The following is a 17,720-nucleotide window of genomic DNA, read 5'->3' on the forward strand; positions in this document are numbered from 1 at the left end:
TTACTTTTCCGAATCGACCAGACCGCGCACGAACCACCGCTGCATGAGCAGCACCACCGCGAGCGGGGGCAGCATGGCGAGCAGCGTGGCGCTCATGACGAGTTGCCATTGCGTGGCGGTGTCGCCGCTGCCGATCATGCTCTTGATGCCCACCACGGCCGTCGTCATCGACGGCGCGTTGGTCACGAGAATCGGCCACAGGTACTGATTCCAGCCATAGATGAAGGTGATGACGAACAGCGCCGCGATGTTGGTCTTCGACAGCGGCAGCACCACGTCGACGAAGAAGCGCATCGGACCGGCACCGTCGATGCGCGCGGCTTCGACGAGTTCGTCGGGCAGCGTCATGAAGAACTGCCGGAACAGGAAGGTGGCGGTGGCCGACGCGATGAGCGGCACCGTCAGGCCCACATAACTGTTGATGAGCCCGAGGCTCGAGATCACCTGCACCGTCGGGAAGATGCGCACCTCGACCGGCAGCATCAGCGTGACGAAGATGAGCCAGAAGAACAGATTGCGCAGCGGGAAGCGAAAATACACGATGGCGAAGGCCGACAGGATCGACACCGAGATCTTGCCGATCGTGATGACCAGCGCCATGAGCAGGCTGTTGCCGAGCATCAGCCCGAACGGCATGGCCGCGTCGCCCGTGCCCTGTCCCCAGATGGTCGAGAGGTTCTCGAACAGATGGCTGCTCGGGATGAGCGATAGCGGAACGTTGAAGATTTCCCGCTCGTTCATCGTGGCGGCGACGAACGCCACATAGAGCGGGAAGACGACCAGCAGCACGCCGATGACCAGCATGACGTGGCAGAAGATATCCAGGCCGCGACGGTTCTCGATCATGCGTATTGCACCTTGCGTTCGATGAAACGGAACTGCACGACCGTGAGCACGATGACGATCGCCATCAGCACCACCGACTGGGCAGCCGAGCTGCCGAGGTCGAGCCCCTTGAAGCCTTCCGAGTAGATCTTGTAGATCAGCGTCATCGTCGACTGGCCCGGGCCGCCGCCGGTCGCGGCATCGATCACCGGGAACGTGTCGAAGAACGAGTACACGAGGTTCACCACGAGCAGGAAGAAGGTCGTCGGCGAGATCAGCGGCAGTACCAGACCGAAGAAGCGCCGCACCGGGCCTGCACCGTCGATCGCCGCCGCTTCCACCAGCGAGCGGGGAATGGCCTGCAAGCCGGCGTAGAAGAACAGGAAGTTATAGCTGATCTGCTTCCAGATCGAGGCGAGCACGACGAGGAACATCGCCTGGCCGCCGTTCAGGGCGTGGTTCCACTCGATCCCGAGCTTGGCCAGACCGTACGTGACGAGTCCGATGCTGGGATTGAAGAGGAAGGCCCACAGCACCGCGGCGATCGCGGGTGCCACGGCGTACGGCCAGATGAGCAGCGTCTGGTAGACGCGCTTGCCGCGCGTGACGCGATCGGCCATGGCCGCGAGCAGCAGCGAGATGACGAGCCCGCAGACCGTGACCAGTCCGCTGAAGATCATCGTGGTACGAAACGATGCGAGGTAGAGCGGATCGCCCCACAGCGCGGTGAAGTTGTCCAGGCCGACGAACTGGCTCGACAGGCCGAAGGCGTCCTGCGCCGAGGTGGACTGCCACAGGGCCTCGCCCGCCGGCCACAGGAAGAAGACGACCGTAATGAGGAGCTGCGGGGCGACGAGCGCGTAGGGCAGCCAGCCGGTGCCGAAGCGGGGGCGTTCTCTGGTGTTATGCGCCATAAACGTATCGATCAAAAAAAACCAACCCGGCCCGCGTTGTCGGCGAGCCGGGTGGTGTCATTGTAACGTCGCGAGTTTCGCGGCGATCGCGGGAATCGTCCCTGCGGCACCGGCGTCGTCGCGCGTCAGGGGCGGCTTAGCTGCCCTGCTTCTCGAAGCGGCGCAGGAGGTCGTCGCCACGGCTGACCGCCTTGTCCAGTGCGGCTTTGGGCGTTTGCTTGCCATTCCACACGCCTTCGAGCTCCTCGTCGATGACGGTGCGGATCTGCGGCATGTTACCCAGACGCAGGCCGCGCGTGAACGGCAGGGGCGGCTTGTTGAGCATCTGTTTGATGGCCATGTCGGCGCCCGGGTTCTTCGCGTAGAAGCCCTGCTTCTCGGTCAGTTCATAGGCCGCCTTCGTGACGGGCAGGTAGCCGGTGTCCTGGTGCCACTTCGCCGCCACGGCCGGCGAGGCGAGGTAGTTCAGGAACTTGGCCACGCCCTTGTACTCGGCGGCCGACTTGCCCGCGAGCACCCACAGGCTGGCGCCGCCGATGATGGCGTTCTGCGGTGCGCCCTTCACGTCGGCGTCGTACGGCATCATGCCCACGCCGTAGCTGAACTTCGCGTACTTGGCGATGTTCGCGAGCGCGCCCGACGTCGTCATGGCGATACCGCAATCGCCGCTGTAGAACTTCGAGGTCACCTCATCCTTGCGGCCCACATACGTGAACGAACCTTCCTTGGCCATGTCGGCCAGGAACTGGATGTGTTTGGTCTGCTGCGGGCCGTTGAATTCCAGCTTGGCATCCAGACCGTCGAAGCCATTGTTCTTCGTGGCGAACGGCAGGCCGTGCCACGCGCTGTAGTTCTCGAGCTGCGTCCAGCTCTGCCAGCCCATGGTGAAACCGCACGACAGGCCGGCGGCCTTGAGTTTCTGGGCATCGGTGCGCACGTCGGCCCAGGTCTTCGGCGGCGTGTTCGGGTCGAGGCCCGCCTTCTTGAAGGCGTCCTTGTTGTAGTACAGCACCGGGGTCGAGCTGTTGAACGGCATCGACACGAGGTGGTTGGTCTTGCTGTCGGCGTAGTAGCTGGCCACGGTCGGCACGAAGGCCTTCTCGTCGAACGGCTCGCCGGCGTCCTTCATGACTTGCCAGACTGGCTTCACGGCCTTCTTGGCCTGCATCATGGTGGCGGTGCCGACTTCGTACACCTGAAGAATGGCCGGCGCGTTGCCGGCGCGGAATGCCGCGATACCGGCGGCGAGGCCCTGCTCGTAATTGCCCTTGTAGATCGGGACGATCTTGTAATCGCTCTGCGACGCGTTGAAGTCGTTGGCGATCTGGTTGACGCGTTCGCCGAGGGCCGATTCCATCGAATGCCAGAACTGGATCTCGGTGGCGGCCAGGGCGGACGCGCTCATGCCGAGCATCATTGCGGCGCCAACGCCGGCGAGGGCGAACTTGCGCAGGGAAGGTTGCTTCATGCCAATCTCCGGTGGTTCACGAGAAGTCTTGTTGTTCGCGATGCGAACCTTGTAGCGCCGCGTAGACTAACACGCTGTCATGTTTTTTCCACTCGCAGTGCACAAACGCTGTTGCAACGCCACGTCTGGCGGGGATTGACAACGTTGGGGGACCGGCCTGCCGACGCAGGGTTGCGGGCAGCGGCAAGCGCGGTGCAACGGGGCGTTGCACCGCACAAGACGGTATGACTTATTTCTGTCTTACTGCCGACATCGGGAAGATCGGGGTCGCAGGCGACGCCGAGACGTGCTTAGACCCGGTGATAGGGGTGATTGGCGTTGATGCTCCACGCGCGATACAGCTGCTCGGCGAGGAGTACGCGCACCATGCCGTGGGGCAGGGTGAGGCTGGAGAGCCGGATAAGGGTGTCCGCGCGCGCCTTGAGCGCAGGGTCGAGCCCGTCGGCACCGCCGATCACGAACGCCACGTCGCGCCCGTCCTGCTGCCAGCCGGTGAGCGACTGCGCGAGGCGCATGGTGGTGAGATCCTGCCCGCGCTCGTCCAGGCACACGATACGGCAGCCCCGGGGCAGGGCGGCGTCGATGCGCTGCGCTTCGGCGGCCATGACCGTCTCGGCCGTGCGGGAATTGGAGCGCTGCTCGGGCTTGATTTCCTTGAGTTCGATGCGCAGCTCGGGCGGCATGCGCTTGGCGTACTCGGCGAAGGCGGTCTCGATCCAGCCGGGCATCTTGTGCCCGACCGCGAGAATGAACAGACGCATGACGGCAGGAACCTGGGAGCGGCCTACGCCAGACTTACTTTGCCTTGCGGCGCGTCGACGGGGCGCTCGCTTCGCCGCTCTCGTCGCCCTCGTCATCCTCGTCGTCCGGGGCGTCCACGCTGGCCTTGGCGCCGGCCCGGGTGCCGGCGGCCTTCAGGCGTACCGGCTTCTCGCCCCAGATCTCTTCGAGGTTGTAGTACTGGCGCAGGGCCGGCTGCATGATGTGCACGATGGCGTCGCCCGTGTCGACCAGCACCCATTCGCCCACGTCCTCGCCTTCAATGCTCACGATGTCGCCACCGGCGGCCTTGACCTTGTCGCGCACGCTTGCGGCGAGTGCCTTGGTCTGGCGGTTCGAGGTGCCGCTGGCGATGATCACGCGCTCGAACAGGGCGGTGAGGTGCTCGGTGTTGAACACCTTGATGTCCTGTGCCTTGACGTCCTCGAGGGCGTCGACGATGAGGCGCTGCAGTTTACGAATATCCATAGTGCGTCTATTTGGTGATACAGGGGCGCCGGGTGGCGGTCCGGCGGTTCGATGCGGGGCCGTCAGGCGCGGTACAGGTGTTGCGCGCGAATGTATCGCCACACGGGTTCGGGCAGGTTCGCCGGGGGCGTGGCCGCGTCTCGCGCGTGCGCCAGCGTGGCGCGCAACTCGGTGGCGGAGATGTCGACGGCCAGTGAGTCGTCGATCAGGATGCCGCCGCATGGCGTGGATTGTACCCCGAGCGCGGACTTTTCCCGCGCGGCGAACACCTCGCGCAGTTCGGCGGAGGCGGCGTCGCGGTCGAAACCCGGTCTGGCCGCCGCGCAAACGTGTGCATAGTCGAACAGTTCGCGCCAGGCGTGCCAGGTGTCCAGGCGGACCAGCTGGTCCGAGCCGATGAGCAGCGAGAGCGAGGCTTGCGGCCCGAGTTCCCGGCGCATTTCCCGCAGCGTGTCGACCGTATAGCTGGGACCGGCGCGTTCGATCTCGCGGGTGCTCACGAGCAGCTGCGTAAACGGTCGCGAGTGTTCGAGCTCGGCCGCGAGCTGTTGCGCGGCCAGACGCGTCATCGCCAGCCGGTGCGCCGCGGGCGTGCTGCCCTGCTTTTGCGGCTGCTGCCCGGCAGGCATCAGTACGAGTTCATCGAGGGCAAGCGTACGGGCGAACAGCGCGCCGAGCGCCAGATGGCCGGTGTGAATCGGATCGAACGTGCCGCCGAGCACGCCGATGCGCCGCGGCCGGGCGCCCATGGCCGCAGTGACGGCGCTTGCGGCGCTGGTGGCCGTTGCGGGCGCCGAGGCGGGGGCGTCGGAGGTGGCGGGTGCGGCGTGCGCGTCGCGGGTATGCGGTGCAACGGAAGACGAGACGGTCATGCGTACGCGGCCCTTACACCCACTCGCGGCGCACGAGGAAGTCGGTATAGAGCTGCGCTTCCGGCGTGCCCGGTTCCGGCTTCCAGTCGTAATGCCACTTCACGATCGGGGGCATCGACATGAGGATCGACTCGGTGCGCCCGCCCGATTGCAGGCCGAAGTGCGTGCCACGGTCCCAGACCAGGTTGAATTCGACGTAGCGGCCGCGGCGATGCGCCTGAAAATCGCGCTCGCGCTCGCCGTACGGCATGCCGCGGCGACGTTCGACGATGGGCACATAGGCGTCGAGGAAGGCGTTGCCCACGCTTTGCATCACGGCAAAGCCCGTATCGAAGCCGCCGCCGGAGAAGTCGTCGAAGAAAATGCCGCCGATGCCGCGCGGTTCCTGACGGTGTTTCAGGTAGAAGTACTCGTCGCACCAGGTCTTGAAGCGCGGATACCACTCGGCGCCGAAGGGGTCGAGCGCGTCCTTGCAGGTCTGGTGGAAGTGCTGGCAGTCCTCTTCGAACGGGTAGTACGGCGTGAGGTCCATGCCGCCGCCGAACCAGTACGCGGGTGCTTCACCCGCGGCAGTTGCAATCAGGATCCGCACGTTGAAGTGCACCGTCGGGCAGTATGGATTGCGCGGGTGAAGCACCAGCGAGACGCCGAGGGCTTCGAAGCCGCGCCCCGCAAGTTCAGGGCGCGAGGCGCTGGCGGAGCCCGGCAGCTTGTCGCCGACCACGTGTGAGAAGTTCACGCCGCCGCGCTCGAAGAAGTCGCCGTCGTCGAGCACCCGGGTGCGACCGTCGCCGCGCAGCGCGCCATCGGCCGGACGTTGCCAGTCGTCGGCGAAGAAACGTTTGCCGTCGAGGCGCTCCAGCGTCTCGACGATGCGGTCCTGAAGCCCGAGGAGATAGGTGCGTACCGCGCCCGTATCCGGTGCCGGTGCGGCGTCTTGCGCTGCCATGCTGTGACTTCCCTGAACGTAGTAGTTACCGCGATTGTACCGGCTGCTACCGGTTCGGGGGCAGACCCGCGTGGCGCGCCGTCCGGCCAAATGCCACCCGGATGACCTGCATCAAGCCATCCGGCCGGATCCCGGTCATGCCGGCGAATTGGGCAGCGGCGGGGCCGAAGCCGTGCCGGTCGCCGGTGCGGCGGGCATGGCCTTGGGCATCTCGCCCGGGGGCGGCATGAAGATCTGGCGCGGCGCGGGCACCGGCCAGTGCGCCGTGCCACCGACTTCCGCGATCGCCCGGTTGGTGTCGAAGTACACCTGCCAGTAATCCCGGTTGTGGCAGTAAGGACGCACCGCCAGCACGGGGCCGGACGGATTGAACTCGAGGATGGCCACGTCGACCGCCGGCGTGGGCATCACGTTGGGAATCTGGGCGACCCGCGTCTTGAGCCGCGCCACGGCGTCCTGCACGTCGACCGTATGCGCGAGCTGCGCGGTCAGGTCGACGCGACGAAACGCGTTCGCGTCGAAGACGGTGATGTTGTCGCTGAACACCTTGGTGTTGCCAACGTACACCCGCAAGTTGTCCGCCGTTGTCATCGTGGTCACGAACAGTCCGATTTCGTCGACCACCCCGGTCACGCCGCCCGCGCTGATCATGTCGCCGGTCTTGAACGGACGCAGCACGATCAGGAAGATGCCGGACGCGAAGTTCGACAGCAGGCCGGACCATGCCGCCCCGATGGCGACACCGGCGGCGGCGAGCAACGCGGCGAACGACGTCGTCTCGATGCCGCAGACGCTCAGAATGGAGATGATCAGGGCGATGCGCAGGGCGATGCGCAGCGTCGATTCGGTGTAGCGAACGAGGGTGGGATCGATGGCCCGCCGGGTCATCGCGCCGCGCACGAGGCGCGCCACCACGTTGATGACGATGCCGCCCACGATCCAGATGACGACGGCCATCAGGATCTTCAGGCCGAAAGGCACCAGATAGTCATTGACCAGCTTGTCGAGGTCGAACATGTGAGTCTCCGTCGAGCGAGGGGTCCGTCGGGAAAACTGCATGAATTCCGCCGAGGCTGGCCGGATACGCGGAACGCGGTGTCCACGCGGTGCCAGCGTGCCAAGTTGCCCCTCGCTTGTCAATCATGCCGGCGCGACGATGTGACGGACCCCAAACGACAACGGCCCGGGCGGACGCAAAGTCCCCGGGCCGTTGCCGATGGGCCGGCGCGCGAGCTGACTTCCCGCACCCCGGTCCGTGACGCCGGATTACTCCGGCTTGCGCGCGAGCGCGCGATTGCCGATGTCGTGGCGATACTGCATGCCGTCGAAGTTGATCTGGTTGACGGTCTGGTAGGCCACGCTCTGCGCGCCGCGCACGGTGTCGGACAGGCCGACCACGCACAGCACGCGCCCGCCCGTGACCTTGAGTACGTCGCCGTCGAGTTGGGTGCCCGCGTGGAAGGTCACGCAATCCGCGGTCTCCGCGGGAATCTCGGAGATGCGGTCGCCCTTGCGAGGGGTGTCCGGATAGCCGTGTGCGGCGAGCACGACGCCCAGCGCATAGCGGCGGTCCCAGTCGAGTTCGACCTTGTCGAGCGTGCCTGCGATCGCGTGCTCGACCACCACCGAGAAGTCGCCCTTCAGGCGGGCCATGATCGGCTGCGTTTCCGGGTCGCCCATGCGGCAGTTGAACTCGAGCGTCTTGACGTTGCCGTCGGCGTCGATCATCAGGCCAGCGTACAGGAAGCCGGTGAAGCGGATCCCGTCGGTCTCCATGCCGCGCACGGTCGGCATGATGATCTCGCGCATGACTTTCGCGTGGATTTGCGGCGTGACGATCGGTGCCGGCGAATAGGCACCCATGCCGCCGGTGTTCGGGCCCTGATCGTTGTCGAGCAAACGCTTGTGATCCTGCGACGTGGCCAGCGGCAACACGTTCTTGCCGTCGACCATCACGATGAAGCTGGCTTCCTCGCCCTGCAGGAACTCCTCGATCACCACGCGGGCGCCGGCGTCGCCGAGCTTGTTGTCCGCGAGCATCATGTCCACGGCGTGGTGCGCTTCGTCGAGCGACATCGCCACGACCACGCCCTTGCCGGCGGCGAGGCCGTCGGCCTTGATGACGATCGGCGCACCCTTGGCGTCGATATAGGCGTGCGCGGCGGTGGCGTCGGAAAACGTCTCGTAGTCGGCCGTCGGAATGCCGTGGCGCTTCATGAACGCCTTGGCGAAATCCTTCGACGATTCGAGCTGTGCGGCTTCCTTCGTCGGGCCGAAGATCTTCAGGCCGCGAGCGCGGAAGATATTGACGATACCGGCGGCGAGCGGCGTTTCCGGACCCACGACGGTGAGGGCGATGCCTTCGCGCGCGGCGAACTCGGCCAGCACGTTCGGATCGGAGATCGGCACATTGCGCAGGCGCTCGTCGAGCGCCGTGCCGCCGTTGCCCGGGGCGACGTAGACCAGCTGGATGCGCGGCGATTGCGCGAGCTTCCAGGCCAGCGCGTGTTCGCGGCCACCCGAGCCGACAACCATGATTTTCATCTTATTCCTCGATGACGGCGTTGGTGAACACTTCCTGCACGTCGTCGAGGTTTTCGAGCGCGTCGAGCAGCTTTTGCATCTTCACGGCGTCCTCGCCGGTGAAGACCACTTCGGTTTGCGGTTTCATGGTGACTTCGGCAACTTCGGCCTTCAGGCCGGCCGCTTCGAGCTTGTCCTTGACGGACTGGAAGTCGTTGGGCGGGCAGACCACTTCGAAGCTGCCGTCGTCGTTGGTGATGACGTCGTCGGCGCCGGCGTCGAGTGCCACTTCCATCAGCTTGTCTTCCGGCGTTTCCGGCGAGAACAGGAACTGGCCGCAATGCGTGAAGAGGAAGGCCACCGAGCCGTCGGTGCCCATGTTGCCGCCGAACTTGGAGAAGGCGTGACGCACTTCCGCCACCGTGCGCACGCGGTTGTCCGTCATGGTGTCGACGATCACCGCCGCGCCGTTGATGCCGTAACCTTCGTAGCGGATTTCTTCATAGTTGGCGCCGTCCAGACCGCCCACGCCGCGATCGATCGCGCGCTTGACGTTGTCCTTGGGCATGTTGGCGTCGGCGGCCTTTTCCACGGCCAGACGCAGGCGCGGGTTGCTGTCCGCGTCGCCGCCGCCCAGGCGGGCGGCCACCGTGATTTCCTTGATCAGGCGTGTCCAGACTTTACCGCGCTTGGCATCGGCTGCTGCCTTCTTGTGTTTGATGTTGGCCCATTTGCTATGACCCGCCATGAATTTCTCCGTCGTGCCGCGCTCGGCGGCGATGTGTGCCCTGTCGTTCGAGCGGCAAGCTGCCGCTATAATCGGAGGCAATTTTATCATGCCGCCGCACCGTGCCACGGGTGTTTGCTGCGCCGTGTCACGATCCCCGCCGCGTCTACCGCCGAGGTCTCTCATGCCCAAGAAGCCCGTGCCGTCGCAAGCCTCCGCAAGCGCAGGCATTGTCGACGATCAAGCCGCCCAGGCGGTCCAGGCCACCCCGAACGATCCCGCGGCCGACGCCGGAGACGGCCTCTTCATCGCCCGCAACGACCGGCACGTGCTGCGTCTGCTGCCCGCGATGGGCAACCGCCACGGGCTGATCACCGGTGCCACCGGAACCGGCAAGACCATCACGCTGCAAGTCATGGCGCAGGCATTCTCCGACATCGGCGTGCCGGTCTTTCTCGCGGACGTGAAGGGCGACCTGACCGGCATCACGCAGCCCGGCGTCGAGACGCCCAAGCTCAAGGAGCGCATCGCGAATCTCGGCTTCGACGCGCCCGACTGGCACGGCAGTCCCGCCACGTTGTGGGATGTCTTCGGCGAGCAGGGGCATCCGGTGCGCGCGACCGTCTCCGATCTCGGCCCGCTGCTGCTCGCGCGCCTGCTCGGCCTGAACGAGACGCAGACCGGCGTGCTCAATCTCGTCTTCAAGATTGCCGACGACAACGGCCTGCTGCTGCTCGACAGCAAGGACCTGCGGGCCATGCTCCAGCACGTGGGCGACAACGCCTCGACCTTCACCACCCAGTACGGCAACATCTCGGCCGCGTCGATCGGTGCCATCCAGCGCGGACTGCTCACGCTGGAGCAACAGGGCGCGGACAAGTTCTTCGGCGAGCCGATGCTCAACATCGAAGACTTCATGCAGACGGACGCCCAGGGACGCGGCATCGTCAACATTCTCGCCGCCGACAAGCTGCTGGCCGCGCCGCGTATCTACGCGACGTTCCTGCTGTGGCTGCTCGCGGAGCTGTTCGAGCGTCTGCCCGAAGTGGGCGACCCGGACAAGCCCAAGCTCGTCTTCTTCTTCGACGAGGCACACCTGCTGTTCAACGAGGCGCCCAAGTCGCTGCTCGAACGCATCGAGCAGATGGTGCGCCTGATTCGTTCGAAGGGCGTGGGTGTTTATTTCGTGACGCAAAACCCGGTCGATGTGCCCGATACCGTGCTGGGCCAGTTGGGCAATCGCGTCCAGCATGCGCTGCGCGCCTATTCGCCGCGCGACCAGAAGGCGGTGAAGGTGGCGGCCCAGACGATGCGCGCCAATCCGTCGCTCGATATCGAGACGGTCATCGGCGAGCTTGGCGTGGGCGAGGCGCTGGTGTCGTTGCTCGACGAGAAGGGGCGCCCGGCGGTCACGGAGCGGGCGTTCATTGCGCCGCCGGCCTCGCGCATCGGCCCCATCACGCCGCAGGAGCGGGCGGCGCTGATGGCGGGCTCGCTCGTGGCCGGCGTGTATGAGAACGCCGTGGACCGCGAATCCGCGTACGAGAAGCTCGTCGGTCGCACGCAGGCGCGGCAACCCGAGGGCACGCCGGCGCCACCGTCGCCGGGTGGCGCCGAATCGTCGTCCGGCGGTGGACTGCTCGACGCCATGAAGGACTCGCTCGGCGGCCTGCTGGGCGGGGCGGGCGGCTCGCGACGCAAGGACACCGCCGTCGAAGCCATGGTCAAGAGCACGATGCGCACCGTCGGCAGCCAGTTGGGCCGGGAGATCGTGCGCGGCGTGCTGGGCAGCATTCTGGGCGGCAACCGTCGCCGATAGTCCGATAGTCCGATAGTCCGATAGGGCCGCAACGCAGGAAGGGAATCTCGCCAACTCATGTCGCTGAAATCCTCGATGGCACCGGTGCGCACCGGGGTCGCTCACGATCCGCTGTGGCTGCGCGCCGCGCCGCTCATCTTTCTGTTCCTGTGGTCGGTCGGCTTTACCGTGGCGAAGATCGGACTGGCCTATGCCGATCCGCTGACCTTCCTCGCCTTGCGTTACGGACTGGTGCTCGTGCTGCTCGCGCCGCTGGCGGTCGTCATGCGCCCGCCGCTGCCGAAGACGGCCGCCGCCTGGGGACATCTGGTCGTCATCGGTCTGCTGATCCAGGCGCTGTATTTCAGCATGACGTATCTGGCCTTGCGGCTGGGAGTTTCGGCGGGTAGCGTGGCGCTGATCACGTCGCTGCAGCCGATCCTCGTGGCGCTGGCCGTGCCTTATCTGGTGGGCGAACGCGTGAGCGGGTTGAACTGGATCGGTCTCGGATTGGGACTCGCGGGCGCGGCGCTCGTGATCGTGGCGCGCTCGGCGGTCGAGGCCACCTCCGCGCTGGGGCTGGGGCTCACGTTCGTGGCGCTCGGCGCCATTACCTGCGGCACGCTGTACGAGAAGCGCTTCGGTGTAGGGCAGCACCCCATCACCTCGAATCTCGTGCAGTACGCCGTGGGGTTCGCGGCCACGCTGCCGCTGGCGTGGTGGCTCGAGCCGATGCGCGTCGACTGGACCTGGCAGCTCGGCCTGACGCTCGTCTATCTCGTGATCGGCAATTCCATCGTGGCGATCTCGTTGCTGCTGGCGATGATTCGTCGCGGCGAGGCGTCGCGCGTGTCCGCGCTGTTCTTCCTCGTGCCGCCTTGCGCGGCGCTCGCGGCGTGGGCCATGGTCGGCGAGCACATGCCGCCGCTGGCCTGGGCCGGGATGGTGCTGGCGGCCATCGGCGTGGCGATGGCCACGCGGCGCAGGGCGGGCCGAGGCCAATGAAAAAAGCCCCGGTTCGACCGGGGCTTCTTACGTCCGCTTCAGTTCTTGGTGCCGAACAGGCGATCGCCCGCGTCACCCAGGCCCGGAATGATGTACGCGTGATCGTCCAGGCGCTCGTCGAGCGAGGCGACGTACAGCTTCACGCCGGGATGCGCGTCGTGCAACACCTTGACGCCTTCGGGCGCGGCCACGAGTGCGAGGAAGGCGATGTTCTCTTCGGCCACGCCGCGCTTGCGCAGCACATCCACGGCATGCACGGCCGAATAGCCCGTGGCGACCATCGGATCGCACAGAATGAAACTGCGGTCGGCCACGTCGGGCAGGCGTACCAGATACTCAACCGGACGATGTTGCTCGTCGCGATACACGCCGATGTGGCCGACGCGCGCCGACGGCACCAGATCGAGCAGACCGTCGCTCATGCCGACGCCCGCGCGCAGCACGGGGACGATGGCAAGCTTCTTTCCGGCGATGACGGGGGCGTCCATGGCGACCATCGGCGTGTCGATGCGCTCGGTCGTGAGCGGCAGGTCGCGCGTGATTTCGTATCCCATGAGCAAGGTAATCTCGCGCAGCAGGCCGCGGAACGTGCGCGTCGAGGTTTCCTTGTCGCGCATGTGCGAGAGCTTGTGCTGGATCAGCGGGTGATCGCAGATATAGAGATTGGGGAAGCGGGTGTCTTGTTTCATGGCAGGCAATCGGGGGCAGGGCCGGTGTGGCCCGCATGGCCGCGATTTTAACCGATGCGGATGGCAGCGGCGTGCCCGCGATTCCCTTAGAATCGCGGGGAGATGGCCCGAGGGCCGTATCCGACCAATGCGTGACTTGTCTGGAAGACCGAACATGGATCTGGGAATCAAGGGCCGCACCGCACTCGTGTGCGGCGCGAGCAAGGGCCTGGGGCGCGCCTGTGCGCAGGCGCTGGCCGAGGCGGGTGTGAACCTCGTCATCGTCGCGCGCACGGCTGACGCCCTGAACGCCGCGGCGAACGAGATTCGCGCCGCGACCGGCGTTGACGTGAGCGCGGTGGCCTGCGACATCACCACGCCCGAGGGGCGCGCCCAGGCGCTCGCCGCCTGTCCGCAGCCCGATATTCTCGTGACGAATGCGGGCGGTCCGCCTCCGGGCGACTTCCGCGACTGGCAGCGCGACGACTGGATTCGCGCGCTCGACGCGAACATGCTCACCCCCATCGAACTGATCAAGGCGACCGTGGATGGCATGATCGCGGGCGGTTTCGGGCGCATCGTGAATATCACGTCGTCGGCCGTGAAGGCGCCGATCGACATTCTCGGCCTGTCCAACGGCGCACGCTCGGGGCTGACCGGTTTTGTTGCGGGGCTGGCGCGCACGACCGTCTCGCACAACGTCACCATCAACAATCTGTTGCCGGGTGCGTTCGATACCGACCGTCTCGCGGGCACCATGCGGGCGTGGGCCGACAAGAGCGGGCAGACGGTGGACGAAGCGCGGGCCCGGCGGGCCGCGGCCATTCCGGCGCGCCGTTTCGGGCAGCCGCAGGAGTTCGGCGCGACCTGCGCTTTCCTGTGCAGCGCGCAGGCGGGCTACATTACCGGACAGAACGTGCTGATCGACGGCGGCGCGTATCCGGGCACCTTCTGAACCGTCCTCACCACACCGTGTCTCGACCCAGCGAAGGGATCGCATCAATGACTGTATCGACCGTACCCAAAGTCCGAATCGCGCTCATCGCGCACGACAAGAAGAAGGACGAGATTCTCGCGGTCGCGCGCGACTACGTGGAAGTCCTGCGTCAATGCCAGCTCGTGGCCACGGGCACCACGGGCGGGCGCATCGCCACCGAACTGGGCCTGGAGGTGGAGCGCATGCTCTCGGGGCCGCACGGCGGCGACCTCCAGATCGGCGCGCAACTGGCCGAAGGGCGGGTGGACATGGTGCTGTTCCTGCGCGACCCGATGACGCCACAGCCCCATGAACCCGACATCAACGCGCTGGTGCGCGCGTGCGACGTGCACAACGTGCCGTGCGCGACCAACAGTGCCACGGCGCGGCTGCTGCTCGAACAACTGATCGTGCGTCTGGCGGCGCAGCCGCGGGGCTGACGCGTCGCGACAGGCGGCCTGATAACCCAAGCATCGAAGGAGCGAGGATGACCAAAGCGATTCGCATTGAACAGAATGGTGGGCCGGAAGTGATGAAGTGGGTCGACGTCGAAGTTGGCGACCCCGGTCCGGGCGAGGCGCGCGTGCGTCACAACGCCGTCGGTCTGAATTACATCGACGTCTATTTCCGGACCGGTCTGTATCCGCAGCCGCTGCCTGCCGGCCTCGGCATGGAAGCCGCGGGCGTGGTCGAAGCGGTCGGTGAGGGCGTGACGCATGTCAGGCCGGGCGACCGCGTGGCTTATGCGGGCCGTCCGTGCGGCGCCTATTCGCAGGCGCGCGTCATGCCCGCCGCGCCGCTGGTGCGTGTGCCGGACGCGATCAGCGACGACCAGGCCGCCGCGATGATGCTGCAAGGCATGACCGCGCAGTATCTGCTGCGCCGCACCTACCCGGTCAAGGCGGGCGACACGATCCTGATTCATGCGGCCGCAGGCGGCGTGGGCCTGATCGTCTGTCAGTGGGCTAGGGCGCTCGGCGCGACGGTGATCGGCACCGTCGGCTCCGACGAGAAGGCGGCGCTCGCACGCCGGCATGGCTGCGATCACCCGATCGTGTACACCCGCGAGAACTTTGTCGAGCGGGTCAAGGAAATCACGGGCGGTGAAGGCGTGCCGGTCGTCTACGATTCCATCGGCAAGGACACTTTCATCGGTTCGCTCGACTGCCTGCGTCCGCTGGGCATGATGGTGAACTTCGGCAGCGCCTCCGGGCCCGTGACGCAGATCAACACGGCTGACCTCGTGTCGCGCGGCTCGCTGTTCTTCACGCGTCCGACGCTGTTCAGCTACACGGCCAAACGCGCCGATCTCGAGGCCAGCGCGAACGAGTTGTTCGACGTCGTGGCCCGGGGGGACGTGAAGATCGAGGTCAATCAACGCTATGCGCTGGCCGATGTGGCGCAGGCGCACCGCGATCTCGAAGCGCGCAAGACGACCGGCTCGACGCTGCTCATGCCCTGAGGCCGGGCAGCCATCCCGACGCGCCCGCGGCCGGTAACCCGACCTGGCGGCGGGAGCGCCGGATCGACCCGGCATCGATTCCGGTGTCCGGACTCAGGCGCGTTGCGTGAACACGTGGGCGCGGGCGTCCTCGCGGACATCGAACGGCAGACGGCCGATCAGCCAGTGCACCACCATGCCGATCACGACCACGTCGTCGAGCAAACCGAACACTGGCACGAAATCGGGGATGAGATCGAACGGGCTCAGCAGGTACACGACGAGCAGACCCACGGCGGGCAACAGCCACCATGGACGACGCGGGTCGCGGGCCGCGTGCCAAAGTACGCGGAAGTCGTGGCGGGCGATCTGCCACAGGCGGAGAAAACGCTTCACTTGCAGGCTCCTGATACTCACGTGCCCGCCAGACAGCGACGGGCATTTTTTCGTCCAATGGTGGCGAACCGCGCCCAAATTGGATGAATGTCTTGCATATTGTCGCGATTATACGCGCGGCCTTTCGGTCTCGCCGACGAGGCGCGGCCGCTCAACGCGTGACAACGCATTTCGACATCGCTGCGACGGGACGGTTTCATCGCCGCGTTCAGGGCGAGTTCGGGCGAGTTCGGGCAATCGTCGTCCATCGCCATGCCGCAAGCGGCTTGCCGCGCGATCGGCTTTCCCGGTTGCGGTGGGATCGGGGCGGCGGGATAATTTCCCGGCCGCAGTGGTCAATCCATCTTTCCCCCCTTCGCGGACGCCTTCCAAACGCCATCATGACCGACGCTCAAGACCCGAAATCGCCGCAGCAGCCCCAGAAGCCTGAATCCGAGACGAGCAAGAGCGCAACGCCACAACCGATACATCCGGCCACCGACACCGGCAGCATTGCCGGCGCGTCCGGGGGCACGGCATCGACCTCATCCACGCCATCATCCGACTACGCGACGTCGGCCACACCGGCCTCGCCGCGGGCCACCGCCAAGCCGGTCGCCGGCACGGCGGAAGGCTCGTCGGACATGCCGCCGAATCCCGACACGCTGACGCGCCCGGTCCAGCCCGGTGATGCCCAGGCGCAGCCTTCCCAGCCCGCGGCGGCCCCGTCCGCCAAACCCGTCGCCCAGGCGTCCGCTGCGGAGGTGGCGTCGGATCGCAATCCGATCGGCGCGCCGACGCCGGCATCGGGCGACGACGTCAAGGCGGCCGGCGTCGGCAGCGCGGGCGGTCAGATCGGGGAGGCGGGGGAGACGGGGGGCGCCGCGGGCGGTGGTGGTGTGGAGCCACCGCATCAGCCGTCGTTCGGCTCGGCGCCGCGTCCCGGCAGTCCGGCGTCGATGGGCGGTCAGCCGTCCTACCTTCAGGCGGGGGACTCCCCGTGGTCGGTTCTGCGACGCATCATGTCGGCCCGCTTTCGCGCCTGGTACGACCGTGCGGGCCAGCGCATCACGCAGCGCACGCTGAAGATCGGTATCTCGGCACGCATCTTTCATCCGGAGCCCGGTTCGAAGGGGTTGCGCAGCAAGACGCTGCAATACCTCGAAGAGTCGATCGCGCACTGGGTGATGTCGCGCGACGTGCTGGTGTTCATGATTCCGACGGTCGACACACAAGGCCTGCTTCATCCAAGCCACATTCGCCTGCACGATTACGCGAAGCATCTGGATGGTCTGGTGCTGCAGGGCGGGGCGGACGTCTCGCCGCTGACCTATTCGGAAGTGGCGACGCGTCACGAATGGCAGGGCGACCGCATGCGCGACATGTACGAACTCGAACTGCTGCACGAGTTCGTCGAACAGGGCAAGCCGATTCTCGGCGTGTGCCGGGGGTGCCAGCTCATCAACGTGGCGTTCGGCGGCACGTTGCACCAGGATATTGCGACCGATCTGCCTGAAGCGATTCCGCACGTCACCGAGACGTACGAGCACAACCGTCATACGCTGACGTTCCCCGAGGGATCGTCGCTCGCGCAAATGCTCGCGCCGGTCGATGTGCCGATCGTCAACTCGATCCACCACCAGTCGGTGAAAACGCTCGGGCGCGACCTGAGCGTGGAGGCGGTGTGCGCGGAAGACGGCGTGGTCGAGGCAATCCGCTACCGCAAGGCGCCGTTCGTGATGGGCTTGCAGTGGCACCCGGAGTTTCACCGGGCCGGCGGGCCGGAGTTCCTCGATTGCACGCCGGTACTCGACAACTTCCTGCGTGCGGCGCGCGAGACGCGCTTCTGAGGCGAAGCGAAGAGAAGGGGGGCGACGCTGCCGAGCGCAGGCGTCGCGCCCACGAAAAAAGGGCAGCCCGGAGGCTGCCCT

Annotated in this window: 19 protein-coding genes; 6 read left to right on the forward strand and 13 right to left on the reverse strand. The window is 66.3% G+C overall.

What is annotated here, in order from left to right; translation table 11 throughout:
• The 10 genes from ugpE to LV28_RS29980 all read right to left on the reverse strand — a co-directional run bounded on the left by ugpE (position 1) and on the right by LV28_RS29980 (position 9,547).
• On the reverse strand, positions 1 to 846 hold the full coding sequence (gene ugpE / locus LV28_RS29935) for a sn-glycerol-3-phosphate ABC transporter permease UgpE (protein WP_023594664.1): 846 nt from the start codon (positions 844 to 846) through the stop codon (positions 1 to 3).
• Positions 843 to 1,739 (reverse strand): sn-glycerol-3-phosphate ABC transporter permease UgpA, encoded by an 897-nt coding sequence (gene ugpA, locus LV28_RS29940; protein ID WP_023594665.1) that lies wholly within the window; start codon positions 1,737 to 1,739, stop codon positions 843 to 845. Before ugpA ends, ugpE begins: the two co-directional genes overlap by 4 nt.
• 136 nt (positions 1,740 to 1,875) lie before the next feature.
• Positions 1,876 to 3,207, reverse strand: a complete 1,332-nt coding sequence (gene ugpB / locus LV28_RS29945) for a sn-glycerol-3-phosphate ABC transporter substrate-binding protein UgpB (RefSeq protein ID WP_023594666.1) — start codon at positions 3,205 to 3,207, stop codon at positions 1,876 to 1,878.
• Between the two features lie 290 nt (positions 3,208 to 3,497).
• Positions 3,498 to 3,968 (reverse strand): 23S rRNA (pseudouridine(1915)-N(3))-methyltransferase RlmH, encoded by a 471-nt coding sequence (gene rlmH / locus LV28_RS29950; protein ID WP_038618473.1) that lies wholly within the window; start codon positions 3,966 to 3,968, stop codon positions 3,498 to 3,500.
• A 34-nt stretch (positions 3,969 to 4,002) separates the two neighbouring features.
• Positions 4,003 to 4,455, reverse strand: coding sequence for a ribosome silencing factor (rsfS, locus tag LV28_RS29955; protein WP_023594668.1), 453 nt, complete (start codon positions 4,453 to 4,455; stop codon positions 4,003 to 4,005).
• A gap of 62 nt (positions 4,456 to 4,517) precedes the next feature.
• Positions 4,518 to 5,327 carry a nicotinate-nucleotide adenylyltransferase gene (locus LV28_RS29960; protein ID WP_081326821.1) on the reverse strand — a complete coding sequence of 270 codons (810 nt, stop codon included), beginning with the start codon at positions 5,325 to 5,327 and terminating at the stop codon, positions 4,518 to 4,520.
• Between the two features lie 13 nt (positions 5,328 to 5,340).
• Positions 5,341 to 6,276 carry an oxygen-dependent coproporphyrinogen oxidase gene (gene hemF, locus LV28_RS29965; RefSeq protein ID WP_023594670.1) on the reverse strand — a complete coding sequence of 312 codons (936 nt, stop codon included), beginning with the start codon at positions 6,274 to 6,276 and terminating at the stop codon, positions 5,341 to 5,343.
• Positions 6,277 to 6,411: 135 nt separating this feature from the next.
• The gene (locus tag LV28_RS29970; RefSeq protein ID WP_023594671.1) at positions 6,412 to 7,293 is read right to left on the reverse strand and encodes a mechanosensitive ion channel family protein; all 882 of its coding nucleotides are present in this window, start codon (positions 7,291 to 7,293) and stop codon (positions 6,412 to 6,414) included.
• A gap of 249 nt (positions 7,294 to 7,542) precedes the next feature.
• Positions 7,543 to 8,820, reverse strand: a complete 1,278-nt coding sequence (gene purD, locus LV28_RS29975) for a phosphoribosylamine--glycine ligase (RefSeq protein ID WP_038618470.1) — start codon at positions 8,818 to 8,820, stop codon at positions 7,543 to 7,545.
• A gap of 1 nt (position 8,821) precedes the next feature.
• On the reverse strand, positions 8,822 to 9,547 hold the full coding sequence (locus tag LV28_RS29980) for a YebC/PmpR family DNA-binding transcriptional regulator (RefSeq protein WP_023594673.1): 726 nt from the start codon (positions 9,545 to 9,547) through the stop codon (positions 8,822 to 8,824).
• 328 nt (positions 9,548 to 9,875) lie between these two features.
• Here LV28_RS29980 and LV28_RS29985 point away from each other — a divergent pair, with 328 nt between their 5' ends.
• Both LV28_RS29985 and LV28_RS29990 read left to right on the forward strand, forming a co-directional pair.
• A complete protein-coding gene (locus LV28_RS29985) occupies positions 9,876 to 11,345 on the forward strand; it encodes a helicase HerA-like domain-containing protein (RefSeq protein WP_048806710.1) in 1,470 nt (489 codons plus the stop codon).
• A gap of 57 nt (positions 11,346 to 11,402) precedes the next feature.
• Positions 11,403 to 12,329 (forward strand): DMT family transporter, encoded by a 927-nt coding sequence (locus LV28_RS29990; RefSeq protein WP_081326823.1) that lies wholly within the window; start codon positions 11,403 to 11,405, stop codon positions 12,327 to 12,329.
• Between the two features lie 38 nt (positions 12,330 to 12,367).
• On the opposite strand, the gene upp is transcribed toward LV28_RS29990, so the two are convergent.
• Positions 12,368 to 13,018, reverse strand: a complete 651-nt coding sequence (upp, locus tag LV28_RS29995; protein WP_023594676.1) for a uracil phosphoribosyltransferase — start codon at positions 13,016 to 13,018, stop codon at positions 12,368 to 12,370.
• Between the two features lie 154 nt (positions 13,019 to 13,172).
• On the opposite strand from upp, the gene LV28_RS30000 reads away from it, so the two are divergent.
• From LV28_RS30000 to LV28_RS30010, 3 genes are read left to right on the forward strand one after another with little or no spacing between them, the layout of a single operon-like run.
• Positions 13,173 to 13,952, forward strand: coding sequence for an SDR family oxidoreductase (locus tag LV28_RS30000; protein WP_023594677.1), 780 nt, complete (start codon positions 13,173 to 13,175; stop codon positions 13,950 to 13,952).
• Positions 13,953 to 13,999: 47 nt separating this feature from the next.
• Positions 14,000 to 14,413, forward strand: a complete 414-nt coding sequence (locus LV28_RS30005) for a methylglyoxal synthase (protein ID WP_023594678.1) — start codon at positions 14,000 to 14,002, stop codon at positions 14,411 to 14,413.
• Positions 14,414 to 14,460: 47 nt separating this feature from the next.
• Positions 14,461 to 15,435, forward strand: coding sequence for a quinone oxidoreductase family protein (locus LV28_RS30010; protein WP_023594679.1), 975 nt, complete (start codon positions 14,461 to 14,463; stop codon positions 15,433 to 15,435).
• A gap of 93 nt (positions 15,436 to 15,528) precedes the next feature.
• Here the strand turns inward: LV28_RS30010 and LV28_RS30015 are convergent, their stop codons facing one another.
• Together LV28_RS30015 and LV28_RS30020 are read right to left on the reverse strand one after the other, a co-directional pair.
• Positions 15,529 to 15,810: a YkvA family protein gene (locus LV28_RS30015; protein WP_023594680.1), complete on the reverse strand. Its 282-nt coding sequence runs from the start codon at positions 15,808 to 15,810 to the stop codon at positions 15,529 to 15,531.
• 17 nt (positions 15,811 to 15,827) lie between these two features.
• Positions 15,828 to 16,064 carry a hypothetical protein gene (locus tag LV28_RS30020; protein WP_038618467.1) on the reverse strand — a complete coding sequence of 79 codons (237 nt, stop codon included), beginning with the start codon at positions 16,062 to 16,064 and terminating at the stop codon, positions 15,828 to 15,830.
• 126 nt (positions 16,065 to 16,190) lie between these two features.
• Here LV28_RS30020 and LV28_RS30025 point away from each other — a divergent pair, with 126 nt between their 5' ends.
• On the forward strand, positions 16,191 to 17,639 hold the full coding sequence (locus LV28_RS30025) for a gamma-glutamyl-gamma-aminobutyrate hydrolase family protein (protein ID WP_048806427.1): 1,449 nt from the start codon (positions 16,191 to 16,193) through the stop codon (positions 17,637 to 17,639).
• Positions 17,640 to 17,720 lie beyond the last annotated feature (81 nt).

Origin of the sequence: Pandoraea pnomenusa, assembly GCF_000767615.3 — a bacterium.
GTDB classification, from domain to species: Bacteria; Pseudomonadota; Gammaproteobacteria; order Burkholderiales; family Burkholderiaceae; genus Pandoraea; species Pandoraea pnomenusa.